Origin of the sequence: Campylobacter novaezeelandiae, from assembly GCF_004323845.1 — a bacterium.
Lineage (GTDB): Bacteria > Campylobacterota > Campylobacteria > Campylobacterales > Campylobacteraceae > Campylobacter_D > Campylobacter_D novaezeelandiae.
The window spans coordinates 170,679-196,236 of record NZ_QPGR01000001.1; the positions used below are offsets into that span (position 1 = coordinate 170,679).

Sequence of the window (25,558 nt, forward strand, 5' to 3'; positions counted from 1 at the left end):
TTTTAACCTTTTTTAATAATCAAAGGTTTATTTTATCATTAATGAATAAAATATTTATTTAAAAAAGATTTTCATTGCTCCATTATCGTTAATTAAAATAAATTTTCCATTTTCATTAGAAATTTTGAATTTTCCCTTAAAATTAGACAAAAAGGTATTTTCAAAATCCATTACATCTTGAGGATGACAATACATTTGAGTAGAAGCTACACGATCTCCTTCAACTGTAAGAACTTTTCCATCACTTTGATAAGCTCCAAAAAAACGATTACAACCTGAATAACCATAAAATTTATTATTATCAAAGCTTATATTTGGATCTTCTTCTGTATTTTTAGGACTAAAGGTTTTACCATTTACAACTATTTTTTCAATTTTTAAAATTGTATTTTGAGGCAAATTTTCAACAGACATATTATTTTCCTTTGTTGATATCTTGCTTGATGCGCATCCAGCAAATAAAACCGCAGCTAAAGCCAATTGGAAAGTTTTTTTCATTAATTATCCTTTTAAATTTGAAATTGTTTTAATTCATTTTCGAGATTATGACATACTAGTTTTAATTCGTCTACAACTTGAAGTAAAATTTTAGAAATTTCTTCATTTTTTTCACTTGCTTCAACATTTTCTTGCATTCTCATTAATAAATCTTGTATGTTTTCTTGACAAGTTTTTATTTTATTTGCACATAAGATTGCAAGATTTTTAGAATCTTGATTACAAATTTTTACTTCATTGGCATCATTTACAAGTAAATTTGTATTTTCGTGTAAAGAATGTATACTTTGAGAATTATTTCTTAATTCGCTAGCTATTTCCTCTATACTATCTAAAAGTTCTTTTGTAATAGTTGCAACATTAGATAAAAACTCTTCGCTACTACTAGCAAGTGTTCTAATATCTTCAGCAATAACAGAAAATCCTCTACCAAAAACTCCTGCTCTTGCAGACTCAATTCCAGCATTTAAAGATAAAAGATTGGTTTTGTCTGCAATTTCATCCATCATTTGTGTAGTTTTTTGAATATTTTTTGCCTGTAAAACCATATTTTCAACTTTTTTGGCTAAATTATTTTCATTTTCTGCTACATCGGTAACTTTACGTGCTACTTCAAATAAAGATTGTAGCATCTGTTCTAAAAGTTTATAAGATTTATCATTTGCAGCATTTGCATCACCTGATAAGTTAGCCAACTCGGTTAAATCAGATCCAATACTCGCTCCCAATTGAAAACTAGAATCAATTTTTTGATGACTTAAAATAGAATTGTCATTGAGAGAAATGGCGTTTGAATTTAAAAGTTCACTTTGTTGTTCTACACTTTTAGAACTTAAATTTACACCACTTACTGTTTTATGTGTTTTTTCTATAAATTGATTAATATAATCACAAGCCTTTGCTATTTCATCTTGCCCTTTAACTTTAATCCTAGTTTTTAAATTTCCACTCCCTTGCGCAAGTTCTTTAGCATGTTTTAAAAGTTCTAATATAGGATTTCCAACAACCACTTTAAAAGTTACAAGTGCAATAATAAGCGTCAAAACTAAAGCTAAACCAAATATAACAATATAAGAACGACTAGTTTTAGCAATATCCTTTTCAATACCTTCTAAAGAATGGTACACATCCATAACACCTATAACACTACCCTCTTTAACATTAGCATGACATGTAACACAAGTTTGATCAGCTATTAAAGGGCGGATTAATCTTAAATGATTAATATTATTAATCTCCTCTTTTAAAGATTTTACTTGAGGGTTTTTAAATTGATCTAAAATAACTTTTTCATTTGAAGTAAGAGGATTCTTAATATTAAAAAGATCTATAGTGTCTTTAGATGGATAAATTTTAATATCACTAATTCCTTCTATTTTTTTTGCTTCTTTAATAGCATCTTGAATTTGCTCAGGATCTCCTAAATTCATTGCCATTCTCATTGTCTGAAAGACAGAAACACTAATACTTTTTAAATTAGCTTGACTCATTTTATTTGCAGTATTTTTAAAATCTAAATTTAAAACTACTTGTACAATAATAAAACTAATTAATAAAACAAAAAACATAGAAATTGAAACTTTAAAACCCATACTTTTAAACATTAATTATTTCTCCAAAATATTAATATAGTCTTTTAATTTTAATATTTTATAAATTTTTAATTAATAAAATATTAATGTAAAAAATGTCTTACTCCTGTAAAATAAAGCGCCATTTCATACTCATTAGCTGCTTTTATGACCTCATCATCTCTAATACTTCCACCTGGTTCAATTATAGCTTTTACTCCTATTTTACTAGCCTCATCTATACTATCTCTAAATGGAAAAAATGCCTCGCTAGCCAAAACACAACCTTTTAAATCAAGCTCCATTTCTTTAGCTTTAGCAATAGCGGCCTTACTCGCATCAATTCTACTTGTCATTCCCATACCAATAGCCACCATAGCACCATTTTTTACATAAACTACATTATTTGATTTTGTTAAAGCAGCAATTTTCATAGCAATTTCTAAATCTTTTAACTCGTTTTCGTTAGCTTTTCTTGAACTCACACATTTAGCATTTTTAAATTCATTTATATCTACTGCATCACTATTTTGATAAACAAAACCACCATTAATATGTTTAAAATCATATTTATCAAAACTACAAATTAAAAAAGGATTTTCTTGAGTAAAAATTTTAATACGCTTTTTATTATCAAAAACACTTAAAGCCTCATCATCAACATTGGCTGCTATAATCACTTCTATATAAATTTCACTAATTTTTTGGGCCAAAGCAAGATCTAAGGTTCCATTTATGGCCACTACTCCTCCATATGCACTTACGCTATCACATTTTAAAGCATAGATATAACTTTGAAGAAGATTTTCTTTTATAGCAAAACCACAAGGATTAGCATGTTTAACAATAGCAACCGCAGGAGATTTTCCAAAGCTACTTGCTAAATTTAAAGCCGCATTAATATCTGTTAAATTATTAAAACTTGCCTCTCCTTTTAAGGCTTTAAAATTGCTGCTAAAAAAATGATCAAATTCATATAGAGCGCCTTTTTGATGTGGATTTTCTCCATATTTTGTATCAAATACTTTTTGTCCTACAATAAATTTACTTTCCCCAAAACCACCATTAAAGCGTTCATTCATATAATTAGCAATATAAGAATCATAATCTGCAGTATGCTCATAAGCTTTAATCATCAAATTGCGTCTCATTATTTCATTATCTCTTTTTTCTTTTATACTTTCAATCACATTTTTATAATCTTTAACATCACAAACAATCAAAACATCTTTATAATTTTTAGCAGCACTCCTTATCATAGTAGGACCGCCAATATCAATATTTTCAATAATCTCATCAAAATCATCTGTTTTAAGCGTTGTTTCTTTAAAAGGGTATAAATTTACACAAACTAAGTCTATATTATTAATATCATATTTTTTTACTTCTTCTTGGTGCCTTAAATCAGCTCTTTTATATAAAATCCCACCATGTATTTTTGGATGTAAAGTTTTTATACGTCCTTCAAAAAGCTCTGGACTTTTGGTAAACTCACTTACTTCTGTAGTCTTGATACCTTGTTCTTTTAAAAGTTTAAAAGTTCCACCTGTTGAAAGAATTTCAAATTCTAAATTTTTAAGTTCTTTTGCAAATTCTACTATACCCTCTTTGTTGCTTACGCTTAATAATGCCCTTTTCATACTGTTTCCTTGTTTATTGTTCTAAATGTTTTTTAATTTTTTCATAAGCTTCGTTAATTTTTTGAAATTTTTGCACCCCTTTTTCTAATTCTTCTTTAGAAACATTATTAGCATTTAAAATATCAGGATGATATTTTTTAGCCAAAACTCGATATTGTTTTTTTACTTCATTAAGCGTTGCATTAGTATTAAGCTCTAAAATACTATAAGCTTCTTCTATGCTTATAGTTTTATTCTGACTTTTAAGATTATTAATGCCTTGAATAAACTCTTTAAGCTCTCTATCAGAAATTCCAAAAGCTCTAGCAATTTGATTTAAAATTTCTTGCTTTTTATTATTAAATTCTCCATCAATTAAAGCCATAAAAACAAGAACTCTAAGCACATTTAAACGCTCATTTTTTGGCAAAGGGAGTTCTTTTAAAAAATCCCTTGCCACTTCATAAGCGTCATTAAGATTATTTTTATGTTCATTAAAACAACTTTTTAAAAATTCTCTTTCTCTTTCATCTTTGGCATTGGCATCTAAAATTTGAGAAATCATATCAGCTTCACTCTGACTCACTCTACCATCGCTTTTTGCAATTTTTGCCAATAAAGCTATAACATAATAATTCATTTTTTTTCTAAATTCATCAATTCTTTCTTCCATAATCCCTTTAGCAAAACCTCGCATAAAACCTTTGGCACCACGAGCAGTAGAATTTAAAAAATCCTGTTTATTCCAAGTTTTATAATACCAATAAAATACCAAAATAACACATATTATAAGAATTAAAGTCATAATAACATTTCCCTAAAATTTGAAAAATAAATCTTTTTAAGTTCTTTAAGATCTAAAGAAATATCATCTAAAATAAATTTTTCCTCTTTAGTGGTTTGACCTAATTTAAAAAATGGAATTCCCATTGAATCTATAAGCTTTAAAAAATTTGCTTCATTTTTAACACCTACTATTGCCCTAGTTGGACTTTCTTCAAAAAGCAAAGCTTTGTCGTTAAAAGAAGTTTTTAAATTTAAACCTACACAAGAGATAGCGCACATTTTTGCTAAAGTCATTGCTATCCCACCCACACCGACACTATTTGCACATTCTAATATTTCTTGATCACAAGCTTGTTCTAAAAATTTCCAAAGTTTTAATTCAGCCTCAAAATCAAAATCTTTTAAATTCCCCTTAACTACATTATCTTGTATCTTAGAAACCAAAGATCCGCTAAATTCTTTATAGGTTTTACCTAATAAATAAATGCTTGTATTAGAATTTATAAAAGCACTTTTTAACAGCTTATTTGCATCTTTTAACAAACCTACATTTACTATAGTAGGACTTGGATAAATATTTAAATCCTTGCTTTGATTATATAAAGAAACATTACCACTTACAACAGGAGTATTTAAAGTTCTGCATGCTTCTTTAATACCCTCGCAACCTTTGGCAAATTGCCACATCACCTCTTCATTTTCTGGATTTCCATAATTTAAACAATCTGTGATAGCCAAAGGTTTAGCTCCTGTACAAGCTACTTTTCTTCCAGCATTTGCTACAGCTAAAACAGCACCTTTTTTAGGATCAATATAATTTAATCTTGAGTTGCATTCTATACCTATACTAAGAGCACTATTATTTTCTTTTATCCAAATAGCACTTGCCCCTAAAGCTCCATCTGCTTTTAAAGTATTAGTCTGCACACTTGAATCAAATTGTTCATAAATATAAGATTTATCATTAATATTTTCATTTTGTAACATTTTTATAAAAATATCTTGCACATTTTCTTTAAGCTTAAACTCATAATCTTTAATTTGATCTAAATACTTAGGTTTATTTATAGGACGATCCAAAATAGGTGCTTTCTCACTCAAAGGAGCAATGGGAATATCTCCTACTAGCTCATCATGCCAAAAAAGTTCCATTTTACCGCTATCATTCACCTCTCCAATAACAACAGCGTCTAAATTCCATTTTTTAAAAATCTCTAAAACTTTTTTCTCATAACCACGCTTAGCACAAATAAGCATCCTTTCTTGAGATTCGCTAAGCATTAATTCATAAGGATTCATACCCTTTTCTCTTGTTGGAACCTTATCAAGATAAAGCTTCATACCACTACCGCTTCTTCCAGCCATTTCAAAGGAACTAGAAGTAAGTCCGGCTGCTCCCATATCTTGAATTCCTATAATACAATCACTCTTAAAAAGTTCTAAACAAGCCTCCATTAGAAGTTTTTGAGAAAAAGGATCTCCAATTTGAACAGTAGGTCTTAAACTTTTATTTTCTTCATTAAAGCTATCACTAGCCATTACAGCGCCACCAAGACCGTCTCTACCTGTTTTTGAGCCAGCATAAATGATAAGATTGCCCTTACCTTCAGCTTTAGCATAAAAAATATCTTCTTTTTTACAAATTCCTAAAGCAAAAGCATTAACCAAGATATTTCCATTAAAGCATTCATCAAAACTACACTCACCTCCTATAGTTGGAATTCCCATGCAGTTTCCATAATGAGCAATACCGTTTACAACACCCTTAACAAGATATTTTTGATATTTGCCTGCTTCTTTATCATGTATGTTGCCAAATTTTAAAGAATTCATTAAAGCTACAACTCTTGCGCCCATTGTAAAAACATCTCTTACTATACCACCAACTCCAGTAGCAGCACCTGCAAAGGGTTCAATAAAACTTGGATGATTATGGCTTTCTATTTTAAATACAGCCGCTAAGTTATCACCTATATCAATAACCCCTGCATTTTCTCCAGGCCCTTGTATCACATAAGGGGCTTTAGTTGGAAAACCTTGCAAATATTTTTTACTCGACTTATAAGAACAATGCTCACTCCACATAGCACTAATAATACCAAGCTCTAAAAGATTTGGTTCTCTATTTAGAATTTTTAAAATTTCCTTATACTCATCTTGACTAATCTTATGGGCTTTTATAGTTTTTAAATCCATTTCATTCCTTCAATCATCATTTTCCTAAGCAAAAATTACTAAACATTTCATCTAAAATTTCACTCCTATCAAATTCCTTGCTAAATTTAGAAAGCTGGTTTATGGCTTCATTTAATTCAAAAGCAAAAAGTTCTAAACTTGCTTCCTTTAAAAGAAATTTAGCCCTACTAATAGCTTGACTTGCTTTTTTACAAGCCTCGATTAAACTTAAAGAACTGATCATTATTCCATCTGTGTCAAAACTATCTAAATATTTTTTTAATTCCTGTTTTAAAATATCGATATTATCTTGTGTGCTTAATTTTATAAAATCTTTTATCTCATTATTTTGAAATTTAAGCTCTAAATCAATTTTATTTAAAATATAAAAAACTTTTTTACCACTTTGTTTTGCTAAATTTAAAATCTCTAAATCTTCTTTTTCCATTTCTTTAGAAGCATCAAAAAGCGCTAAAATAATATCTGCTTCTTGTATACTCTTTTTACTTAATTCTATACCAATGCACTCTATTTCATCTTTACCTTGTCTTATACCTGCAGTATCAATGATGCGAAGCAAATGAGTTCCTAATTTAAAGCTTTCTTCTATGGTATCTCTTGTTGTTCCTTTGATATTTGAAACAATAGCTCTTTTATAGCCTAAAAATGCATTTAAAAGTGAACTTTTACCTACATTTGGCTTGCCTATAATAGCGATTTTAAAACCTTCAATTAAACCTTTTTTACTTTGAGAAAGTTCATAGATTTCAGACAAAATCCTTGCGTTTTCTTCGCACATCTTTTCAATTTGCAAAAGTAAATCTTGAGGTAAATCCTCATCTGCATAATCAATAGATGTTTCAACATAAGCTAAAGTTTTTACTAGATCTGTTCTTATTTTCTCTAAAAGATCTCCCAAATTTCCATTTAAATTTCTAGCTATAATTTTTGCAGCTAAAGCAGATTTTGAAAAAATCAAATCTTGTATACTCAAAGCCTTTACAATACTCATTTTATTATTTAAGCAGGCTCTTTTGCTAAATTCTCCTGGTTCAGCTAATCGTGCTCCTAAATTTAAAAGCTCTTCAAGCACAATCTCACTTACACTAAAACCACCATGAAGCTGAAATTCAACTATATCTTCTCCACTAAAGCTAAATGGGGCTTTAAAATAAATAACAATAGCCTCATCTATAAATTCATTATTTTTTGTATAAAGTTTACAAAAATGGGCATAACGTGCTTTAAGATCTTTTTTATTTGTTAAAATCAAAGCAAATTCTAAAGCTTTTTCTCCGCTCATTCTAACTATACTAATTGATCCTATGCCGTGTGCTGTAGCAATAGCTACTATTGTTTCATTCATGTTTTTTTAAAAAATCACTAATAATTATAAATTTTTGATCATTGTTTTGTTTGATAGCCACATACTTATCTGGAAATTGTTTTCTAAGTCTATCTAAGGCAATTTTAATCAAAATTCCATCTAATGGTTTAGTTTGCGCTCTTCCGTGAAGTTGCACCTTTTCTATAACTCCACATAAATAATGCTCTATAATCCTACTTTGATTTTCTAAAAACTGTGCTATTTCAAGACGAATATTAAGTTTATACTTATCATTAATCCAGCTATACAAAAGATAAGAAATTGCTTTATAGCGGTGTGCTTCTTTTCCTATCATTAACGCAGAATCTTCTCCATCTAATTTAATCAAGATACAATCTTTTTCATACATGTAAAGTTCTGTGAGTTCAATTTTAAAATCAAAGGTTTTAAGAAGGTTTATAAGCTGAATTCTAATTTCTTCTAAAATGCTATCTGTATTTTGCAAATCTATTTCTTCTTTATAAAAAGCATCAAAAATTTTTTCATTTCTTATTGCATAAGATGGCTTTTCTTGAGCTATTTGTTGTATTTTCTCTTGAGTGTACTCTATTTTCATAAACTCATCAATTTTTTTAAATGATTTCTCAAAACCATTATCATTATGAGATTTTTTATGCTTATGATCTTTTATTTTTTTTTTGATATTAGCTTCTATAATAGCATTCTTTCTTCCAATACCTAAAAAACCATTTTTAGGGTATTGTAGAATTTGATACTCAAGATTTATTACAGAGCAGTTTAAAGTTTGAGATGCTTTTGTTAAAGCACTTTGCAAATCTTTTGCTTCAATTATCATTTAACACTCTCTTTTTTAGAGTGCTCTTTTTGAAAAATTTTATTAATAATCCATTGTTGAATCAAAGAGCAAATATTGTTAATAAACCAATAAAGAGTAAGTCCCGCTGGAAAAGTTATAAAGAAAAAAGTAAAAATTAAAGGCAAAAATTTCATAATTTTAGCTTGCATAGGATCTTGAATGCTCATAGGCGTAATTAGTTGCTGTAAAAACATAGTTAAGCCCATTAAAATAGGTAAAATAAAATAAGGATCCATTACCGATAAATCATGAATCCAAAATGCCCAAGGAGCTGCCTTTAACTCTATAGCATTTAAAAGAACGCGATAAATAGCAAAAAAGATAGGAATTTGTAAAAGTATCGGTAAACACCCGCTCATAGGATTGGCCCCATGTTTTTTATAAAGTTCCATCATATGAATATTCATTTTTTGCGGATCACCTTTATAACGATCTCTAATTTCTTTCATTTTTGGAGCTAAGTCTTTTAATTTATTCATAGAAATCATTGATTTATAAGTTAAAGGAAAGAGTACAATACGCACAATTAAAGTCATAACAACAATAGCCCAACCCCAATTACCTATATAATTATGTAAAAAATCTAAGAATTCAAACATTGGTTTAGCAATAAAAGTAAACCAACCATACTCAACAACCGCCTCAAGTTTTGGATTAATAGATCTTAAAATTTTATGTTCTTTAGAACCTATATAAGCTCCTGCCTGAAATTCATTTTCGCTATATGCAAAGATAAGAGGATTATTCTTTGAATCTTTAGTTATGGTGATATTTAAAGGTTTGTCAAAATTATAAAAAAATGTTGCATAATATCTATCAAAAGCAGAAGTCATTAAAACATTTTTAAAATTCTCATCTTGTTTTACATCTCCATCTTCAAGGGTATGCAAAGTCTCTTTATCATCAAGCACTAAAGCTCCATGCACAGTATAGCTGTCTACTGCTATATTAGGACGATATCCAGGAGAAATAAAATAACTAGCATTTTTATTTAATTTTACTTCTATTTCATAATTTCCTTTAGAATAAAAAGTAATTTTTTTTGTTACTTCAATATCAGATAGTTTTTGAGTCAAATATAAAGTTTTACTCTCATTTTCATCTATAAAAAGTTCTTTCTTATCGGCAACATAAGCCACTTTAAAAGCTTCTTGATTAAGAGTGCTATCACTAAATCTTATTTCTAATGGATAAGGTGCTAATTCTTTTGACACAAGATTAATAAATTCGTTATTTTTATCTTGAAATTTTTTATCTTTCAAATAAAAAGCAGCTATCCTTCCCAAAGAATCAATTTGTGCTTCAAAATGACTACTTTTAACTATAGAAATAATTGAATTTTGATTGTCAGATTTTAAATCTAAATTTATATTTTTACTTTCTACATTTGGAGCAAGATTTTCTTGAATTTGATTTACGGTTTGATTTTGAGTTATATTTTTTTCAATGATATTATTATTTTTTGGGATAAAAAAATAATCATATATAACAAAAAATAAAAAAGATATAATTACCGCTAAAAGTATACGCTTTTGCTCGAAAATATTATTTGAATTATTCACTATTTATTCCTTTATATTATTTTAATAATAAAAAAACCCTTGTCTTTACAAGGAATATATAAAAAATTAAGTCTTTTTTTGGCTAAAAAAATAGGTTTAAAGCAGAAAGTTGAATGTTTAATTATTTTATAAATCTTAGGATAATCTATACCACCCTTAAAAAAAGGATTACATTTTAGAATTCTCAAAAATGAAAAATAACAAGCAAATAAAAAATAATTTTTTTGAAATTGCCAAGATGCATATTCTGAACAACTTGGATAATATCTACAAACCTTTGGTTTTAACGGGCTTATATTTTTTTGATAGAATTTTATTGTTACTAAGCAAATTCTTTTAAACATTGCAATTTTTTTAAACCCCATTTTAAATTTTTTTCTAGCTCAAAAAAAGAAAATTCTTTTATTTCTGCTTTAGCAACCATTATATATTTTCCATCTTCAAGCTTATCTTTTACACCAAAAAATAAAGCACGTAATATACGTTTAGATCTATTTCTTATTACAGCTTTTCCAACTTTTTTACTTGCAACGAAAGCAACCTTTTTTTCTGGGTTTTTAAGATAAAAAATAATAATACCTTTACAGTGCCATTTTTTACCTTTTTTATAAATAAGCGAGAATTCTTCAGACTGATTAAGTCTTAAAAATTCTTTTATACTGCTAATCTTTTTCTCCCTTTAGCACGTCTTGCATTGATAACTTTACGACCATTTTTAGTTTTCATACGCATACGAAAACCGTGAGTTCTTTTTCTTGGAGTATTGTGTGGTTGATAAGTTCTTTTCATAGTCTATTTTCCTTAAATTTTTAATAATATAATATAAATTTAGCATTGTATTTTAATCTTACTTAGAAATTGCTTTTAATTAAAGCTAGTTTTAATTTATTTTGATAAATTTTGTATGAAATTTTCCAAAATAAATAGGACATAAAAATGCAAAAGCTTGCAATACAAAGTTTAAAAGAAGAAAATTTAGATACTTTGATTGATTTAATTAAAGAATTTGCCCTGCATGAGAATATGCAAAATGAAATAAAATGCGATAAAAAAAAATTATATCATTCTATTTTCGAAACAAAAATAGCTAAAGCTTTTTTGTTAAAAGAAAATGATAAAAATATAGGTTATATGATCTACTTTTATACTTTTTCTTCATTTTTAGGAAGCAATGGAATTCATCTTGAAGATATATACTTAAAAGAAAAATACAGAAACAAAGGATATGGGAAACAAGTTTTTAATTTTTTGGCTGAAATTTGCCAAAAAGAAAATTTGCAAAGAATAGAATGGTTTTGTCTAAACAACAATAAAAAGGGGATTAAATTTTACGAAAGCCTATCTTCAATTCATTTAGATCAATGGAGAATATATCGTTTAAATAAAAATCAACTGGATAAAATTATCAAAGAATGATTAGAGATTTATATTATCTTAAAGCCATAGGTTATCATTTCTTAGAAGAACTTCCCCATAAAAGGGAATATAATATTAATTTTAAAAATTTAAATAATAATGTAAAACAATGCACTTTGTGTCACTTTTCTAAAAACAGAAAACATTCTCTAATGGAAAAAGAACAAAAAAATAATAATTTAATGATTTTGGCTTCTCATGCAGACAAAAGCGAAAATGAAAGCGGAATTTTATTAAATTCATCTAAAGGATCCTTGCTCAAAAAATATCTCAAGTTATATTTAAATTTAGAAGAGAAGGACTTTTATTTTTCCTATCTTTTTAAATGCTTTAGTTATGGAAAAAATGATGATTTTTCGCTACAATCTTGCTTGCCTTTTTTTTACGATGAATTAAATCTCATACAACCTAAAATTTTACTATGTCTTGGAGAATATGCTTTTAAAAGTTTAGGTTTAAAAGATTTTAATATTTTACGTGGTGAGATCTTTTCTTATCAAAATTTTTTTATCTTACCAAGTTTTGAACTTGAATTTATAGAAAAAAATCCAAGTTATGAAAAAAAATTTATTGAAGATTTAATAAAACTTAAAGGATTTTTATGAAAAAAATACTTTTAATTATCTCTTTTATGTTTTGTTTTTTATATTCAAAAGAACAAAAACTAATAGAAGGGAATTTGGTGCAAAATTTTTATCCTAAACTTGATACAAATTTTTGCGATTCTAGCTGTTTGCTTGAGCTTTTAGAAACAAGAATGTATCTTAGTTTTTTAAGCGAATTTGCAGACAATAAAGATAAATTTTTATTAAATATTTATTCTAAGCTTCTTAACTCAATTACTGATTTTGAAACTAATTTACAAAAAATCACTTCTGTAAAAATTGCTATCATTGTTCCAGAAAAAACAATTAAAAGCTATTCTAATACTATAATTAATGCAAGTATTGCCTATCTTTTAAAACAACGCGCCGAAATTAAAGTTAAGGTTTTTTTAATTGGCACAGAAGATGAAGCAAAAATCAAACAAACCTTATCACAAATTGAAAATCAAAACTATAAATATCTTATAGCAGGATTTACTTTAAAAGGTGTTAATGCATTAAATGATTATAAAGGAAATTTAAAGATATTTATACCAACAATTCATAAAAATAATACAAATATAGACAATGAAAATATTTATTTTGGAAGCATTGATTATAATGAACAAATTAAAAAATTATTAGAATATTCTAATTCTAACATAGCAATTTTTAGCGATAATTCCACTTTATCAAATAATTTAAACACTCAAATTCTAAAACAAAATGAGCAGGCTAGAATTTATAAAATTGAAGGAGATAAACTTGATTTTGCAAAACTTTTTAAATCTCAAGGCGGTTTAAATGATGCTTCAATATTTTTTAATACCCCTCTCATCAAAACAGCTTTAAGTAGCTCTCAATTAAGATTTTATGATATTCATCCTTTTGTTCTTTTATCTACTCAAATAAATTATAATCCAGTGTTTCTTAGCTTAACTCAACCTAATGATAGAAAAAATTTTATCATAGCTAATTCTATTAATAACAACGATGACAGTCTCTCTTATCTTAATGAAATTTTTAATCAAAATATTGATTACAATTGGATTGCCTATGCAACAAGTGTTGGAATAGATTATTTTTATACAAAATTTTTAAATCCAAAAAGTGAAAGAATTTTTGAAGAAAAATTAGAGAATTCCCAATTTATCTATAAAATAAAGCTTGTAAAAGGTTTAAAATCAAACTTTGAAGAATTACATTAATTCTTCAAAAATTTCTTTTAACTTTTTATCTATCTTAGAAATTTTAGAGTCTTTTAAAAAAGCCAAAGTAAAATCAGCATCAAAAATTTTTTCATTATCTCTAAAAATTTCTTGTTTTATAAGCACCGAAACATTTTTGATATCCAAAAGCTTTGTCTCAATCTTTAATATATCACCAAGTTTTGCTGATTTAAGAAAACGACAATTTATTTTAGTAACCAAAAAATGTCCTGTTTTTTCGCTAAAAATATCTATATTTTTTTTAAAAAATAATTCACTTCTTGCTCTTTCACAAAATTTTAAATAATTACTATGATAAACAACTCCTCCAGAATCTGTATCTTCATAATAAACACGAATTTGCATACTTGTCCTTTAAGTTAAATTTTTATCATATAAATATTATTTATATTTGTATAAAAAAATAATTATTATCTATGAAATATCAAAAAAATTTTATATAATTAAAATTATTTTAAAATTTTTAAAGGAGAAATATGAAAAAGCAAATTTTAGCTTTGTTCTTTTTTAGTATTGCTTTATTTTTTAGTGCTTGCGATTCTTCAAAATCTAAAAATACAGCCTCAAACCAAATCTTAAATGTTGGTATAGAACCAACTTATAAACCATTTGATTATAAAGAAAATTCTAAACTTACAGGTTTTGATGTAGATTTATTAGATGCTATTGCACAAGATCTAAATATTAGCATAAATTGGGTAGAGATGAATTTTGACGGTCTGATCCCTGCTTTAAAAACTGGTAAAATCGATATGATAGCTTCTGCTATGAGTGTCACAGAAGAAAGAAAGAAAAGTGTTGATTTTAGCAATACTTATTATATGACTAAAAATCTTTATATTAAGAGAAAAGACGATATTAGCTTAAAAACAAAAGATGATTTGGTAAACAAAAAAATAGGTGTTCAACTTGGAACTCTGCAAGAAAATGCTGCCAAAAATATTAAAAATGCAACAGTTGAAGCAAATGCCGATTTAAATGTGGCTATTTTAGCTCTTAAAAACAAAAAAATTGATGCTATTATTTTAGATAAAGATGTTGCTAAAGGATATTTAGAACAAAATCCTGAACTTAATTCTTTTTTTGAAGAAGATGATGGAAGCAGTGGATTTAGCTTTGCTTTTGACAAAGATAAACAAAAAGAACTGATAGAAAAAATTAATACAACATTAGAAAAACTTAAACAAAATGGCATATACGAAAATCTACTAATAAAATACCAATTAAAATAAAATTATCTCAATTTAAATAAGGCTTTTTCTAAAGCCTTAAAAAAATAATCAATATCTTCTTTTGTGTGCGTATAATGCAAACTAACCCTTAACCATCCTGGTTTTTGCGTAATTTTAGCATTATCTTTAAGACCCAATAAATCATGACCATAAGGCCCTGCACACGTACAACCTGCCCTTGTTTCAATGTGAAATTTTTTACTCAATTCAAAAGATAAATCAAAAGGAGAAATTTTTTTAATATTAAAAGAAAAAATAGGCAATCTTTTATATAAATTTTCAGCATAAAGTTTCAAACCGTCAATTTCTTTTAATCTTGAAAAAAAATATGTTTTTAAATTTTCTTCGGCTTTTTGTATTTGCTTTAATCCAACTTCATCTTTAATTTTAAAAGCTAAACTAGCTCTTATAAGTTGCAAAATTCCTGGAGTTCCGCCCTCTTCTAAAGCCTCTTCATTACAAAGATAACACTGGGTTGTTCTTGAAACATATCCAACAGTACCACCTGCTGCAAAAGATGGCTTATCACCACAAAGTTTTTTCTTAATGACTAAAATTCCGCATCCTCCAATACCTCCTATCAATTTATGAGAACTTATAAATAAAGCATCATAAAATTTACAAGGTATATTTTTATAGGGAATAAAACTTGTAGCATCAAAAGCAACTATACCTTTATAAGTTTTAACTAATTTAGAGATCTTTTCATAATCACTTAAAATTCCTGTAACATTAGAGGCTAAAGAAAAACTTGCAATAATTTGTCTTTTTTTATTTTTCTCTAAAAGCTCTTCTAAAAAAACAAAATCAATTTCTCCGTTTTTATCAAGAGGAACCCTTATACACTCACAAAGACCTTCCCTAAAAGACAATTCATTAGAATGATGCTCATAAGGGCCCACTATAACTAAAGGCAATTTTTTAATATCTATATTTTTAAAATATCTTTCTTTTACCTTTGGTGGAATATAAATTCCTAATAATTCTTGAAATTTTTTTATAGCACTAGAAGAGCCTGTGCCACAAGAAATTAAAGCAAAATCATTATCTAGTTTTAAACTTGTTTTAATATCCTGTCTAGCATTTTCATAATACATTTGAGTTTTAAAAGAATGCAAAGAACTATCAGAGTGAGTATTAGCATAAAAAGGCAAAATTTTTGAAATTTTTTTTTCTACGCTTTTTAAAGCTAGGGCGCTTGCTGCAAAATCAAAATAATAACTTCCCTTTTTCAAAATAATATCTTTTCTTAAATCTTCAATTTCCAAATGCAATCCTTTAAAAATTTGCTAAAATTATACAATAATAATTTTATACAAAGGAAAAATATTACTTTTAGTACGTTTGCAAAGACGCATTCTTATTTGCCAATTGATCAACTTTTTGACTTTTATAGCGTTTTTGATGGATTAAATATTTCTTATTTTTCTCTACCTTTTTTTGAAAGTATTGAAAATATACTTCTTAAAAATTATACTCTATTAAATCAACAATTTTCTTTTGATTTTTTAAGTTCTTATGCATTAAATCTTTTAACAAAAAATAGTAGAAAAATTTACTCTATCAATAGAAGAATCAATCACTTTAAAGCAAAAGCCATTAGTAATCATTTATTAAAAACAGGAATTTTAAAACTAGAAAAAAGCAAAGAAGAAAAGATAAAAAAAGATAAAAGAAATAAAATAAAAAAAGAATTAAGAGGATATGTTATACAAGATAAAATTATTTTTAAAAATCATTTTTTAAGATTCTTTTTCAGATTTTTAAAACCTTATGAACATTTAATTTTAGAAAAAAAATTTGATTTTATTTTAAATTTAATCAAAGAAGAATTAGAATATTATCAAGGATTTTGTTTTGAGCAACTATCAAGGGAATTTTTAGAGAAAAAATTTAACATCTATCCTGTTGAAAGCTACTGGGATAGAAAAGTAGAACTTGATTTGTATTATAAAGATAATAATTTAAGCTTTATTGGTGAAGTAAAATTTAAAAATAAAAAAATTTGCAAAAATATTCTTAATGAACTTCAAAGAAAGGCTAAAATTTTAAATATAGATGTTGATTATTATATTATTTTTTCAAAAAATGGTTTCAGCAAAGAATTAAATAAAAAACAAAACGAAAAACTGCTTTTATTTGATCTTAAAGATTTTGAATTCTTATTTAAGGATAATGTATGAATGAAAATATACTTAAAAGTCTTGACTCCAACGAAAAAGAAGTGTTACAAGAAGGATTAAAAAATTTAATCGAACAAACCTATGTAATAGAAAACGAATATAAAATTTTAAATGAAAGCTATAATTCTTTAAGAGCAATGGTAAGCGAGATTATAGAAGTTTTACCTACTTGCTTATGGGTGCTAGATCCCAAAAAAAATATTATCTTGCAAAATCATCAGGCTTTAAAAAATAAAAATTTACTAGAGCAAATTGATTTAGACAAAGAGCATTATGAATTAGAATTTGAGACAAAATTTTATACAATTAAAATCATTAAACAAAGTGATAAAACCATTATTAGTACTACAGATATAAGCGATGAAAAACGAAACGAAAGACTTGCTAGCATGGGAAGCGTTGCTGCTCATTTAGCACATGAAATCAGAAATCCTATAGGCTCTATTTCTTTACTTGCCTCCACTCTTTTTTCAAGAAGTGAATTAAAAAATAAACATATTGTATTAGAAATTCAAAAAGCCATTGCAAGGGTTGAACGCATAGTAAATTCTACTCTACTTTTCACCAAGGGCGTTCACATTAATCTTCATACTTTTAATCTTTTAGAATTAAAAGAAGAGTGTGAACAAGCTATAAATTCTTATAATTTTTATTCAAATATAGAATTTGATATTTCTTTTTTTGATTTAGAAATTCAAGCAGATAAAGCTCTTATTAGCTTAGTTTTACAAAATTTAATTTATAATAGTATAGATGCAATTGAAGAAAATGAAAGCAAAAATCCCAAAGTTCAAATCAAAGCTTCTCTAAAAAAAGAAAATTTAATTATAGAAGTCTTTGATAATGGGGTTCAAATCAAAGATGAAAATTTGGTCTTTGAAGCATTTAAAACTACTAAGCTTAAGGGCAATGGACTTGGACTTTGCCTTTGTAAACAAATTATAGAAACTCATAAAGGAGAAATCGGCTTTAAAAAAGAGCCTAAAAATTTTTATTTTACCCTACCTTTATGAGCTGCATTTATTAAGAATTTGTTCACTAATGCTATCAGAAATAATAAAGTCTGTATGATAAAGCAAACAAGAGCCAGAATTTATAACTCTTAAAACAAGCTTTTTATTTCCTTTTTCATTTGGATTGTGTGCATTTCTAGCAATTTCATGAATTTCATAAACAAGTTCACGATTTAACCTACTTAAATCAAGCTCTATAATATTGCTTTCAAATTCCTTTGGATCTTTAATAAAATCTTGTTTTTTATAATTATTTTTTGAATTTACTTTTAAAGCTTTATAGTCTATATTTTTTAACTCTTCTAATGTTTTTACATCTTTTAAAGAAAAACTTACCTTACCCTCATCATTTTTATAATTAAGAAAAAATCCATATGCCAAATTCTTACTTTTTTCATCCTTGAAAATTTTTTCTATTTTTTCAATACTTGACTCAAAAACAGTAGTTTCATAAGAAGAATAAAAATCTAAAATTTCAAGTTTTGCAAAACGTTTATTGTTTTTACTTACCATAGATTTAAAATCTTCCATTTTTCCAATATTTAAAAGTTCTCCACTTCCCTTTAACTCTGAAAAATCCATGCTTTTTGTATATTCAATATCTTTAATATCATCAAAAAAACTATCCAACGGGTGACCCGAAATATAAATTCCTAAAATTTCTTTTTCATAGTTTAATTTTTCCATTAAATCAAATTCCTCTGAATTTGAAACGATATTAATTTTCACATCTTGAGTTAACTCTTCTTCTCCAAATAAAGAATTAGCAATATTCCTTCTTATTTCTGCTACTTGCCTTGAAATATCACCTAAATTGTCAAGATTATTAAACAAACATTTTCTTGTATAACCAAATTCATCAAACGCGCCTGATTTGACTAAACTTTCTAATGTTCTTTTATTAATTTTAGTTGGATCAATTTTACTAAGAAAATCAGTAATATCTTCAAATTCTTTATCTTTCCTTGTCTCTAAAATATTTTCAACCGCAGGAATTCCAACGCTTTTAATTGCTCCAAGTCCATAAACAATAGCATCTTTGCCATCTTCAAGCTCTATGGCGCTAAATTCACGAATGGCTTTATTGATATTAGGAGGCAATAATTTTATATTCATTCTTTTCATTTCTTCGATATACACAGCAACTTTATCAACATTATTTTCCTCGCTTGTTAAAAGTGCTGCCATAAATTCACTTGGATAATAAGTTTTTAAGTAAGCTGTTTGAAATGTAATAAGCGCATAAGCAGCAGAATGGGATTTATTAAAACCATATCCTGCAAATTTTAAAATAAGCTCCCAAAGATCCTCTGCATCTTTTCTATTATAACCTTGATTTTGTGCCCCATCTGCAAATTCATCTTTAAGCTTTTTCATTTTTTCAGGATCTTTTTTTCCCATAGCGCGACGCACGACATCTGCACCTCCCAAAGAAAAACCTCCAATAACTTGAACAATTTGCATTACTTGTTCTTGATAAACTATAACTCCATAAGTTGGTTCTAAAATGTTTTTCAATACATCAAAAGGATATTTAATATCTTTTAAACCGTGCTTTCTATCAATGAAATCATCAAGCATACCTGATTCCATAGGGCCTGGACGATAAAGAGCTAAAACCGCAATTAAATCCTCAAATCTTTCTGGTTTTAATCTTGCATTTAAGCTTTGCATTCCATCTGATTCTATCTGAAAAATGCCTAAAGTATTTCCGCTTTGTATAGTTTTATAAACCTTAGGATCATTAACATCTATGCTTTCCCAAACAATATCTTTGTTATAGCGTTTTTTTATAAGATTAATAGCGTTATTAATCACTGTCAAAGTTTTTAGACCCAAGAAGTCAAATTTAATCAAATCAACATCTTCTAAATGATCCTTAGAATACTGAGTAACCAAATGTCTCTCATCATTTTTACTCTGTCTAAAAAGAGGAGTTTTTTTCCATAAAGACTCATTAGAGATAACCACACCAGCTGCGTGCATACCTGCATTACGATTTAATCCCTCTAAAGCCTTTGCATATTCCCAAACTTCCAATCCTTTAGGATGTTTTTCTATAAATTCTTTAATTTTTGGTTCTTTTTCATAGGCTGCTTCAAGAGTTATTTTAAGTTCTTCTGGAATAAGCTTAGCAAGTTCGTCTGCATCAGCTATACTCATATCGCAAACTCTAGCGACATCACGGATTACACCACGTGCTAAAAGCTTACCAAAGGTAATAACTTGTGCAACCTTATCAGATCCGTATTTATCAATTACATAATCAATAACTTCAGAACGTCTATCTTGACAAAAATCCACATCAATATCGGGCATAGATACGCGCTCAGGATTTAAAAATCTTTCAAAAAGTAAATTATAAGGCAAAGGATCAATGTCAGTGATTCTTAAACAATAAGAAACCAAACTTCCAGCCGCTGAACCCCTACCTGGACCAACTGGAATTCCTTTATCTTTGGCTACTTTTATAAAATCATGAACTATTAACATATAGCCTGAAAATTTCATACTTTTAATGATTTGTATTTCTAAATCTAATCTTTTTTTGTATTCTTCGTGCTTATTCTCATCAATAAATTTAAGTCTCTCATCAAGTCCTTTTTTACAAAGATACTCAAAAACCATGTCATCATTATCAAAACTAAATTCTTTTTCTTGATCTTTTAAGGTTAAATTATATTCTTTTGCATATTCACGTGTAAATTTAAAATTCGGAGGAGTAGGATTACCAAGATTTAATTCTAAATTACATTTATTAGCTATTTCTTGTGTATTTTCAATAGCTTCTGGAATATCAGCAAAAAGCTCACTCATTTGTTGTGGAGTTTTTACGTAAAATTCATGAACACTATGACGCATTCTATCAGGATCATTAAGCTTTTTTCCCATAGCTATACACATAAAAACTTCATGTGCTGCTGCTCTCTCTTTAAAGGTATAATGTGTATCATTGGTTGCTATAATTTTAATATCTAATTCTTTTGAAAGCCTAATAATATCATCATCTATAACCCTTTGATCATTAATACCATGACGCATAATCTCTAAATAAAAATCATCCTTAAAAACTTTTTTATACCAAAGAGCCGCTTCTTTTGCGCTTTCATATCCTTTTGCACCAAAACGAACATTTTTTTCATTTTGATTATTTAAGTGCCAATTAACCTCACCTTGCAAACAAGCAGAAGAGCAAATTAAACCTTCGCTATGTTTTTCTAAAATTTTCTTATTAATACGTGGGTAGTAATACAAACCTTTTATGTAGCTTTGAGAACTTAGATACATTAAATTCTGATAACCTATTTCGTTTTTAGCATACAAACAAAGATGAAATCTTTGTCTTGAGCTTTTATCACTAATATCATCGTTATTATGCAAATAAGCCTCAATTCCTATAATAGGCTTTATACCTTTTGCTTTCATTGTTTGATAAAAATCAATAGCCCCAAACATATTGCCATGATCTGTCATGGCAACACTCGTTGCACCTTGACTTTTTAATGTATCAGCAAGCTCTTTAAGCTTATTAGCTCCATCAAGCAAAGAATATTCAGTATGTAAATGAAGATGGGTAAATTGACTCATTAATTTCCTTAAAAATTAAATTCTTAAGGAAATTATAGAATTCTAATTCTAAATTTTTTTAAAATTTTCTATAAATTTAAACTAAAATTTTAATTTTCATTTCTAAGCAATGGGATAAGCATTGCCTTATATAAAGCTTCATAAATTTCTTCTCCACATAAAGATTTTACAAGCTCTAATCCAAATAAAATAGCAGTTGCTGGTCCTGCACTTGTAATAACATTTTTATTAACACACACAGCTTTATTAACCCAAACACCTTTAAGCATTTTTTCACAACCTGGATAACAAGTAAATTCTCCCTCTAAAACTCCTGCTTCATTAAGAACAATAGGCGAAGCACAAATAGCACCAATAATTTTTTTATTAGAATGTAATTTTTTAATAATACTTAAAATTGCAGTATTTGCCTTGAGATTACTCATGCCCTCAAAACCACCTGCTAAAGCAATGGCATCAAATTCTTTATCTTTAATATCATCAAGAACGAAATCAGCTTTAATTTTAATACCATGCGCCCCACTCACCAAAAGCTCTTTATCTAAAGAACTGATAAATATTTCAAGATTATCACTTAAGACACTAGCTCTTTTTAAAACATCGCTTATCCCTATAAATTCGGCCTCTTCAAAACCTTGAGCTAGTGGAATTAAAACTTTTTTAATCACTTTATTTCCTTTTATATTTTTCTAGTTTTTCTTTTCTTGATCTTGTTTTTTCTTGAATTTGATGGTTAAAACCTATAATTAAACATATCATAAAAATAAAAAATAAAATCATTATAATCCAGTCAAACATAGCTAAAACCACCTAAAAATTTATAAAAATTGTAACACAAAAATTTAAAATTAAAGAAAAAATCAAGACATTTTTTATAAAATAAATCCTTTGTATTTATTATTTTAAGGCTAAAAATTGACTCAAAAAAATATCAAAACATTTATTTTTTTTCTTATAATAACTCTTTGGGGATATTTCTCTTTTCCTATAGAAATTTTACAAATTAACACAAATAACGAAATTCAATACGCTTATACAGCTGATGCTAAAGCTTATGTTAAAAGCTATTTTACCACTTTGCTTTTAACTGTTTCTAGTATCATCATTGGTATAGTACTAGGCTTTTCTTTAGCCATTTTAAGATTTTCTAAAATTAAATTTTTAAATCTCATTATAGATGAATACATAGATATTATACGTGGCACTCCTGTGATTTTACAACTTATGATTTTCGCTTTTGTCATTTTTACTTTTATTGACAATCTTTACGCAGCTATTTTGGCCTTAGGTCTTAATAGTTCAGCTTATATTGCAGAAATTGTTCGTGCTGGGATTAATAGTGTTGATAAAGGACAAATGGAAGCTGCAAGAGCTATGGGACTAAGTTATAAAATCACTATGAAAGAAATTATTCTACCTCAAGCTATAAAAAGCACTCTGCCTGCTCTTGCTAATGAATTTATTTCTTTATTTAAAGAAACTTCTGCTGTTGGTTTTATAAGTGTTTTAGACATCACCATGCAAAGTAAAAGCTTACAAGCTTTACTTTATAATCCAAAACCTATTATATTTACAGGACTTGTATATTATGTTAATGTAAAAATATTCACCCTGATCGTAAAAAAACTTGAAAAGAGACTAAATAGCAATGATTAAAATAAAAAACTTATCAAAGAAATATGGAAATTTAAATGTTTTAAAAAATATTAACATTCAAATTAATAAAGGTGATATTATTGCTATTATTGGGCCTAGTGGTAGCGGTAAAAGCACATTTTTAAGATGTATTAATAAACTTGAAATAGCAACTAGCGGAGAAATCTACATAAAAAATCAAAATATTTTAGATCCAACAGTTAATATTGATCTTGTTAGACAAAAAGTAAGCATGGTTTTTCAACATTTTAATCTTTTTAATAATAAAAATATTTTAGAAAACTTATGTTTAGCGCCCATTAAAACAAAAATTTTAACCAAAGATGAAGCTATAAAAAAAGCTAGAATTTTACTTAAAAAAATAGGACTCAATGATAAAGAAAATGCTATGCCTCATCAATTATCTGGAGGACAAAAGCAACGTATAGCTATTGCAAGAAGCTTAATGATGAATCCTGATGTCATTTTATTTGATGAGCCAACTTCTGCACTTGATCCTGAAATGATAGGAGAGGTTTTAAATATCATGAAAGAGGTCGCTAAAGAAGGTTTAACCATGCTTGTAGTTACACATGAAATGGGTTTTGCTAAAAATGTAGCAAATAGAATACTTTTCATGGAACAAGGAAGTATCGTTGTAGATGAAAATCCTTATAATACTTTTGAAAATCCTGCAAATGAAAGACTAAAAGAATTTTTAAATAAAGTTTTAAACCATTAATTATTCAAAAAAGACTTTAATAAAAAAGTCTTTTATTATCAATCCCAACATTCTGCATTTTTAATGCCAAGTTTTGAAGCACTAAATTGAGGATCTTTTCCTTGTTTTTTTTGTAAGTTATAATCATTTAAAACCTTACTAACAATAGAACCTAAAAGCAATAAAGAAATAATATTTGTTGTCGCCATAAAAGCCATTGTTAAATCAGCCAAACTCCACGCTAATTTTAAATCCATTTGAGAACCTATAAAAATCATTAATACAGCAGAGATCCTAAAAATATTCATAACAACTTTAGAATCACTTAGATATTTTACATTAGCTTGAGCATAATAATAATTTCCTATTAAAGAAGTAATGGCAAATAATACAATAGAGATTGAAATAAAATGTATTCCTAATTTACCATAATACTCATCCATAGCATGCTGAACCAAAGGAAGAGCAGTTAAAATAGGCTTGCCATCTACGCCTATATTATTCAAATAGGTCAAAGAAAATAATACTAAAAATCCAGAGCTTGTACATATTATAACATCAATAAAAACAGAAAAAGACTGAATAATTCCTTGCTTTACAGGATGACTAGTAAGCGCTGCTGCTGCTGCATTAGGAGCTGAACCCATACCAGCTTCATTAGAAAAAAGCCCTCTTTTAATACCTATAACCAAAACAGATCCAGCAAAACCTCCAAATATAGCTTTAAAATCAAAAGCACTTTGAAAAATCATATGTAAAACCATAGGAATTTTCTCAAAGTTCATTAAAACTGCAATAATAGCAAGAAAAATATAAGCTAGCGCCATAAAAGGAACGATTAAAGAACTTATTTTCCCTATTTTAGTATGATGAGAAAAAAACATCCAAATACCAAACAAAGTTAAAATAGCTCCTATAATTAAAGGCCAATGACTCTGCATAAAAGAAATAGACGAATTTGGATTGGCCATATTGTAATAAACTTCAAATGCTGAAGTAATATTTTGACTTTGAAGACCATTAAAACCATAAGCATAAGTAATAATCAAAATAAAGGCAAAAAACGCTCCCAACAATTTTGAGCCTAATGCTTTTTTTATATAATATGCTGGACCGCCTTTATAACCTCCAGTACCATCTTTTGATTTATAAACCTGTGCTAAAGTGCTTTCAGCAAAGGCTGAAGCTCCTCCAAAAAAAGCCATAAGCCACATCCAAAATAAAGCACCAGGACCACCAGCAACAATAGCAATAGAAATACCTGTAATATTTCCTATGCCTACCCTTGAAGCTGTAGAAATCATTAATGCTTGAAAAGGAGAAATATGCTCTTTTTCATTAGATCTTTCTGTTAAAATTTTAAAAACACCACCTAACATTCTAAATTGAACAAAGCGAGTTTTAAAACTATAATAAAAGCCACAAATAATCAATAAAACAACCATTATAATATCTGTTTTAGGCAATACTTTATCTATAAAATTACTAACATCTATTAAATTCATTTATACTCCTAAAGTTAATAAAATATTTTACACAATT

Annotated in this window: 25 protein-coding genes; 8 read left to right on the forward strand and 17 right to left on the reverse strand. The window is 27.4% G+C overall.

Annotated features, from left to right (window positions below; translation table 11 throughout):
* Positions 1-54 precede the first annotated feature (54 nt).
* From DU473_RS00820 to rpmH, 11 genes are all read right to left on the reverse strand, one after another.
* Positions 55-498, reverse strand: coding sequence for an META domain-containing protein (locus DU473_RS00820; RefSeq protein ID WP_131163404.1), 444 nt, complete (start codon positions 496-498; stop codon positions 55-57).
* 11 nt (positions 499-509) lie between these two features.
* Entirely contained in the window at positions 510-2,102 is a 1,593-nt protein-coding gene (locus tag DU473_RS00825; protein ID WP_131186370.1) for a methyl-accepting chemotaxis protein, read from the reverse strand.
* Between the two features lie 71 nt (positions 2,103-2,173).
* Entirely contained in the window at positions 2,174-3,709 is a 1,536-nt protein-coding gene (purH, locus tag DU473_RS00830; RefSeq protein ID WP_131186371.1) for a bifunctional phosphoribosylaminoimidazolecarboxamide formyltransferase/IMP cyclohydrolase, read from the reverse strand.
* Positions 3,710-3,722: 13 nt separating this feature from the next.
* A complete protein-coding gene (locus tag DU473_RS00835) occupies positions 3,723-4,493 on the reverse strand; it encodes a molecular chaperone DjiA (protein ID WP_131186372.1) in 771 nt (256 codons plus the stop codon).
* Positions 4,490-6,670, reverse strand: coding sequence for a phosphoribosylformylglycinamidine synthase subunit PurL (gene purL / locus DU473_RS00840; RefSeq protein WP_131186373.1), 2,181 nt, complete (start codon positions 6,668-6,670; stop codon positions 4,490-4,492). Before purL ends, DU473_RS00835 begins: the two co-directional genes overlap by 4 nt.
* Before the next feature lie 16 nt (positions 6,671-6,686).
* Positions 6,687-8,015, reverse strand: a complete 1,329-nt coding sequence (mnmE, locus tag DU473_RS00845) for a tRNA uridine-5-carboxymethylaminomethyl(34) synthesis GTPase MnmE (protein WP_131186374.1) — start codon at positions 8,013-8,015, stop codon at positions 6,687-6,689.
* Positions 8,008-8,832 (reverse strand): Jag N-terminal domain-containing protein, encoded by an 825-nt coding sequence (locus tag DU473_RS00850; protein WP_131186375.1) that lies wholly within the window; start codon positions 8,830-8,832, stop codon positions 8,008-8,010. Before DU473_RS00850 ends, mnmE begins: the two co-directional genes overlap by 8 nt.
* Positions 8,829-10,415 (reverse strand): membrane protein insertase YidC, encoded by a 1,587-nt coding sequence (gene yidC / locus DU473_RS00855; RefSeq protein ID WP_131186376.1) that lies wholly within the window; start codon positions 10,413-10,415, stop codon positions 8,829-8,831. The genes DU473_RS00850 and yidC overlap by 4 nt, the downstream gene beginning before the upstream one ends.
* Before the next feature lie 11 nt (positions 10,416-10,426).
* Positions 10,427-10,759 (reverse strand): membrane protein insertion efficiency factor YidD, encoded by a 333-nt coding sequence (gene yidD / locus DU473_RS00860; RefSeq protein ID WP_131163440.1) that lies wholly within the window; start codon positions 10,757-10,759, stop codon positions 10,427-10,429.
* Entirely contained in the window at positions 10,738-11,073 is a 336-nt protein-coding gene (rnpA, locus tag DU473_RS00865; RefSeq protein ID WP_131186404.1) for a ribonuclease P protein component, read from the reverse strand. The genes yidD and rnpA overlap by 22 nt, the downstream gene beginning before the upstream one ends.
* Positions 11,070-11,204, reverse strand: a complete 135-nt coding sequence (rpmH, locus tag DU473_RS00870; protein ID WP_131163412.1) for a 50S ribosomal protein L34 — start codon at positions 11,202-11,204, stop codon at positions 11,070-11,072. The genes rnpA and rpmH overlap by 4 nt, the downstream gene beginning before the upstream one ends.
* Before the next feature lie 147 nt (positions 11,205-11,351).
* On the opposite strand from rpmH, the gene DU473_RS00875 reads away from it, so the two are divergent.
* From DU473_RS00875 to DU473_RS00880, 3 genes are read left to right on the forward strand one after another with little or no spacing between them, the layout of a single operon-like run.
* Positions 11,352-11,831 carry a GNAT family N-acetyltransferase gene (locus tag DU473_RS00875; protein ID WP_131186377.1) on the forward strand — a complete coding sequence of 160 codons (480 nt, stop codon included), beginning with the start codon at positions 11,352-11,354 and terminating at the stop codon, positions 11,829-11,831.
* The gene (locus DU473_RS08310) at positions 11,828-12,436 is read left to right on the forward strand and encodes a uracil-DNA glycosylase family protein (protein ID WP_187347514.1); all 609 of its coding nucleotides are present in this window, start codon (positions 11,828-11,830) and stop codon (positions 12,434-12,436) included. Before DU473_RS00875 ends, DU473_RS08310 begins: the two co-directional genes overlap by 4 nt.
* Positions 12,433-13,623, forward strand: a complete 1,191-nt coding sequence (locus tag DU473_RS00880; protein WP_187347515.1) for a hypothetical protein — start codon at positions 12,433-12,435, stop codon at positions 13,621-13,623. Before DU473_RS08310 ends, DU473_RS00880 begins: the two co-directional genes overlap by 4 nt.
* Here DU473_RS00880 and DU473_RS00885 read toward each other — a convergent pair.
* Positions 13,615-13,989 carry a YbgC/FadM family acyl-CoA thioesterase gene (locus tag DU473_RS00885; protein ID WP_131166147.1) on the reverse strand — a complete coding sequence of 125 codons (375 nt, stop codon included), beginning with the start codon at positions 13,987-13,989 and terminating at the stop codon, positions 13,615-13,617. The two genes, DU473_RS00880 and DU473_RS00885, sit on opposite strands and share 9 nt — an antisense overlap.
* Before the next feature lie 131 nt (positions 13,990-14,120).
* Between DU473_RS00885 and DU473_RS00890 the strand changes: the two genes are divergently transcribed.
* Positions 14,121-14,876, forward strand: a complete 756-nt coding sequence (locus DU473_RS00890) for a transporter substrate-binding domain-containing protein (protein WP_131186378.1) — start codon at positions 14,121-14,123, stop codon at positions 14,874-14,876.
* A gap of 2 nt (positions 14,877-14,878) precedes the next feature.
* Here the strand turns inward: DU473_RS00890 and DU473_RS00895 are convergent, their stop codons facing one another.
* A complete protein-coding gene (locus tag DU473_RS00895; protein WP_131186379.1) occupies positions 14,879-16,150 on the reverse strand; it encodes an aminotransferase class V-fold PLP-dependent enzyme in 1,272 nt (423 codons plus the stop codon).
* Between the two features lie 90 nt (positions 16,151-16,240).
* On the opposite strand from DU473_RS00895, the gene DU473_RS00900 reads away from it, so the two are divergent.
* The gene (locus DU473_RS00900) at positions 16,241-17,059 is read left to right on the forward strand and encodes a DUF234 domain-containing protein (RefSeq protein WP_243830439.1); all 819 of its coding nucleotides are present in this window, start codon (positions 16,241-16,243) and stop codon (positions 17,057-17,059) included.
* Positions 17,056-18,072, forward strand: a complete 1,017-nt coding sequence (locus tag DU473_RS00905; protein WP_131186380.1) for a fla regulon two-component system sensor histidine kinase FlgS — start codon at positions 17,056-17,058, stop codon at positions 18,070-18,072. The genes DU473_RS00900 and DU473_RS00905 overlap by 4 nt, the downstream gene beginning before the upstream one ends.
* Here DU473_RS00905 and dnaE read toward each other — a convergent pair.
* The 3 genes from dnaE to DU473_RS08370 form a co-directional block, all read right to left on the reverse strand.
* Complete coding sequence (dnaE, locus tag DU473_RS00910) at positions 18,067-21,660, reverse strand: DNA polymerase III subunit alpha (RefSeq protein WP_131163419.1); 3,594 nt, start codon at positions 21,658-21,660, stop codon at positions 18,067-18,069. The genes DU473_RS00905 and dnaE overlap by 6 nt on opposite strands.
* 89 nt (positions 21,661-21,749) lie before the next feature.
* Entirely contained in the window at positions 21,750-22,328 is a 579-nt protein-coding gene (locus DU473_RS00915; protein WP_131163420.1) for a DJ-1 family glyoxalase III, read from the reverse strand.
* Position 22,329: 1 nt separating this feature from the next.
* Positions 22,330-22,458, reverse strand: coding sequence for a hypothetical protein (locus DU473_RS08370; RefSeq protein WP_262867652.1), 129 nt, complete (start codon positions 22,456-22,458; stop codon positions 22,330-22,332).
* A 117-nt stretch (positions 22,459-22,575) separates the two neighbouring features.
* Here DU473_RS08370 and DU473_RS00920 point away from each other — a divergent pair, with 117 nt between their 5' ends.
* Together DU473_RS00920 and DU473_RS00925 are read left to right on the forward strand one after the other, a co-directional pair.
* Positions 22,576-23,316 carry an amino acid ABC transporter permease gene (locus DU473_RS00920; RefSeq protein ID WP_131166151.1) on the forward strand — a complete coding sequence of 247 codons (741 nt, stop codon included), beginning with the start codon at positions 22,576-22,578 and terminating at the stop codon, positions 23,314-23,316.
* A complete protein-coding gene (locus tag DU473_RS00925) occupies positions 23,309-24,037 on the forward strand; it encodes an amino acid ABC transporter ATP-binding protein (RefSeq protein ID WP_131186381.1) in 729 nt (242 codons plus the stop codon). The genes DU473_RS00920 and DU473_RS00925 overlap by 8 nt, the downstream gene beginning before the upstream one ends.
* Positions 24,038-24,075: 38 nt before the next feature.
* On the opposite strand, the gene DU473_RS00930 is transcribed toward DU473_RS00925, so the two are convergent.
* On the reverse strand, positions 24,076-25,521 hold the full coding sequence (locus tag DU473_RS00930) for an alanine/glycine:cation symporter family protein (RefSeq protein ID WP_131163423.1): 1,446 nt from the start codon (positions 25,519-25,521) through the stop codon (positions 24,076-24,078).
* Between the last annotated feature and the right edge of the window lie 37 nt (positions 25,522-25,558).

Bases quoted from the DNA above. Each gene is read 5' to 3' on its own strand.
- dnaE (WP_131163419.1), bottom strand. From the start codon at position 21,660: ATGAGTCAATTTACCCATCTTCATTTACATACTGAATATTCTTTGCTT.
- DU473_RS00930 (WP_131163423.1), bottom strand. From the start codon at position 25,521: ATGAATTTAATAGATGTTAGTAATTTTATAGATAAAGTATTGCCTAAA.
- yidD (WP_131163440.1), bottom strand. From the start codon at position 10,759: ATGTTTAAAAGAATTTGCTTAGTAACAATAAAATTCTATCAAAAAAAT.
- DU473_RS00925 (WP_131186381.1), top strand. From the start codon at position 23,309: ATGATTAAAATAAAAAACTTATCAAAGAAATATGGAAATTTAAATGTT.
- purL (WP_131186373.1), bottom strand. From the start codon at position 6,670: ATGGATTTAAAAACTATAAAAGCCCATAAGATTAGTCAAGATGAGTAT.
- DU473_RS00825 (WP_131186370.1), bottom strand. From the start codon at position 2,102: ATGTTTAAAAGTATGGGTTTTAAAGTTTCAATTTCTATGTTTTTTGTT.
- DU473_RS00905 (WP_131186380.1), top strand. From the start codon at position 17,056: ATGAATGAAAATATACTTAAAAGTCTTGACTCCAACGAAAAAGAAGTG.
- DU473_RS00880 (WP_187347515.1), top strand. From the start codon at position 12,433: ATGAAAAAAATACTTTTAATTATCTCTTTTATGTTTTGTTTTTTATAT.
- DU473_RS00835 (WP_131186372.1), bottom strand. From the start codon at position 4,493: ATGACTTTAATTCTTATAATATGTGTTATTTTGGTATTTTATTGGTAT.
- rpmH (WP_131163412.1), bottom strand. From the start codon at position 11,204: ATGAAAAGAACTTATCAACCACACAATACTCCAAGAAAAAGAACTCAC.
- DU473_RS00885 (WP_131166147.1), bottom strand. From the start codon at position 13,989: ATGCAAATTCGTGTTTATTATGAAGATACAGATTCTGGAGGAGTTGTT.
- DU473_RS00850 (WP_131186375.1), bottom strand. From the start codon at position 8,832: ATGATAATTGAAGCAAAAGATTTGCAAAGTGCTTTAACAAAAGCATCT.
- mnmE (WP_131186374.1), bottom strand. From the start codon at position 8,015: ATGAATGAAACAATAGTAGCTATTGCTACAGCACACGGCATAGGATCA.
- DU473_RS00890 (WP_131186378.1), top strand. From the start codon at position 14,121: ATGAAAAAGCAAATTTTAGCTTTGTTCTTTTTTAGTATTGCTTTATTT.
- purH (WP_131186371.1), bottom strand. From the start codon at position 3,709: ATGAAAAGGGCATTATTAAGCGTAAGCAACAAAGAGGGTATAGTAGAA.
- DU473_RS08370 (WP_262867652.1), bottom strand. From the start codon at position 22,458: ATGTTTGACTGGATTATAATGATTTTATTTTTTATTTTTATGATATGT.
- DU473_RS00820 (WP_131163404.1), bottom strand. From the start codon at position 498: ATGAAAAAAACTTTCCAATTGGCTTTAGCTGCGGTTTTATTTGCTGGA.
- DU473_RS00875 (WP_131186377.1), top strand. From the start codon at position 11,352: ATGCAAAAGCTTGCAATACAAAGTTTAAAAGAAGAAAATTTAGATACT.
- DU473_RS08310 (WP_187347514.1), top strand. From the start codon at position 11,828: ATGATTAGAGATTTATATTATCTTAAAGCCATAGGTTATCATTTCTTA.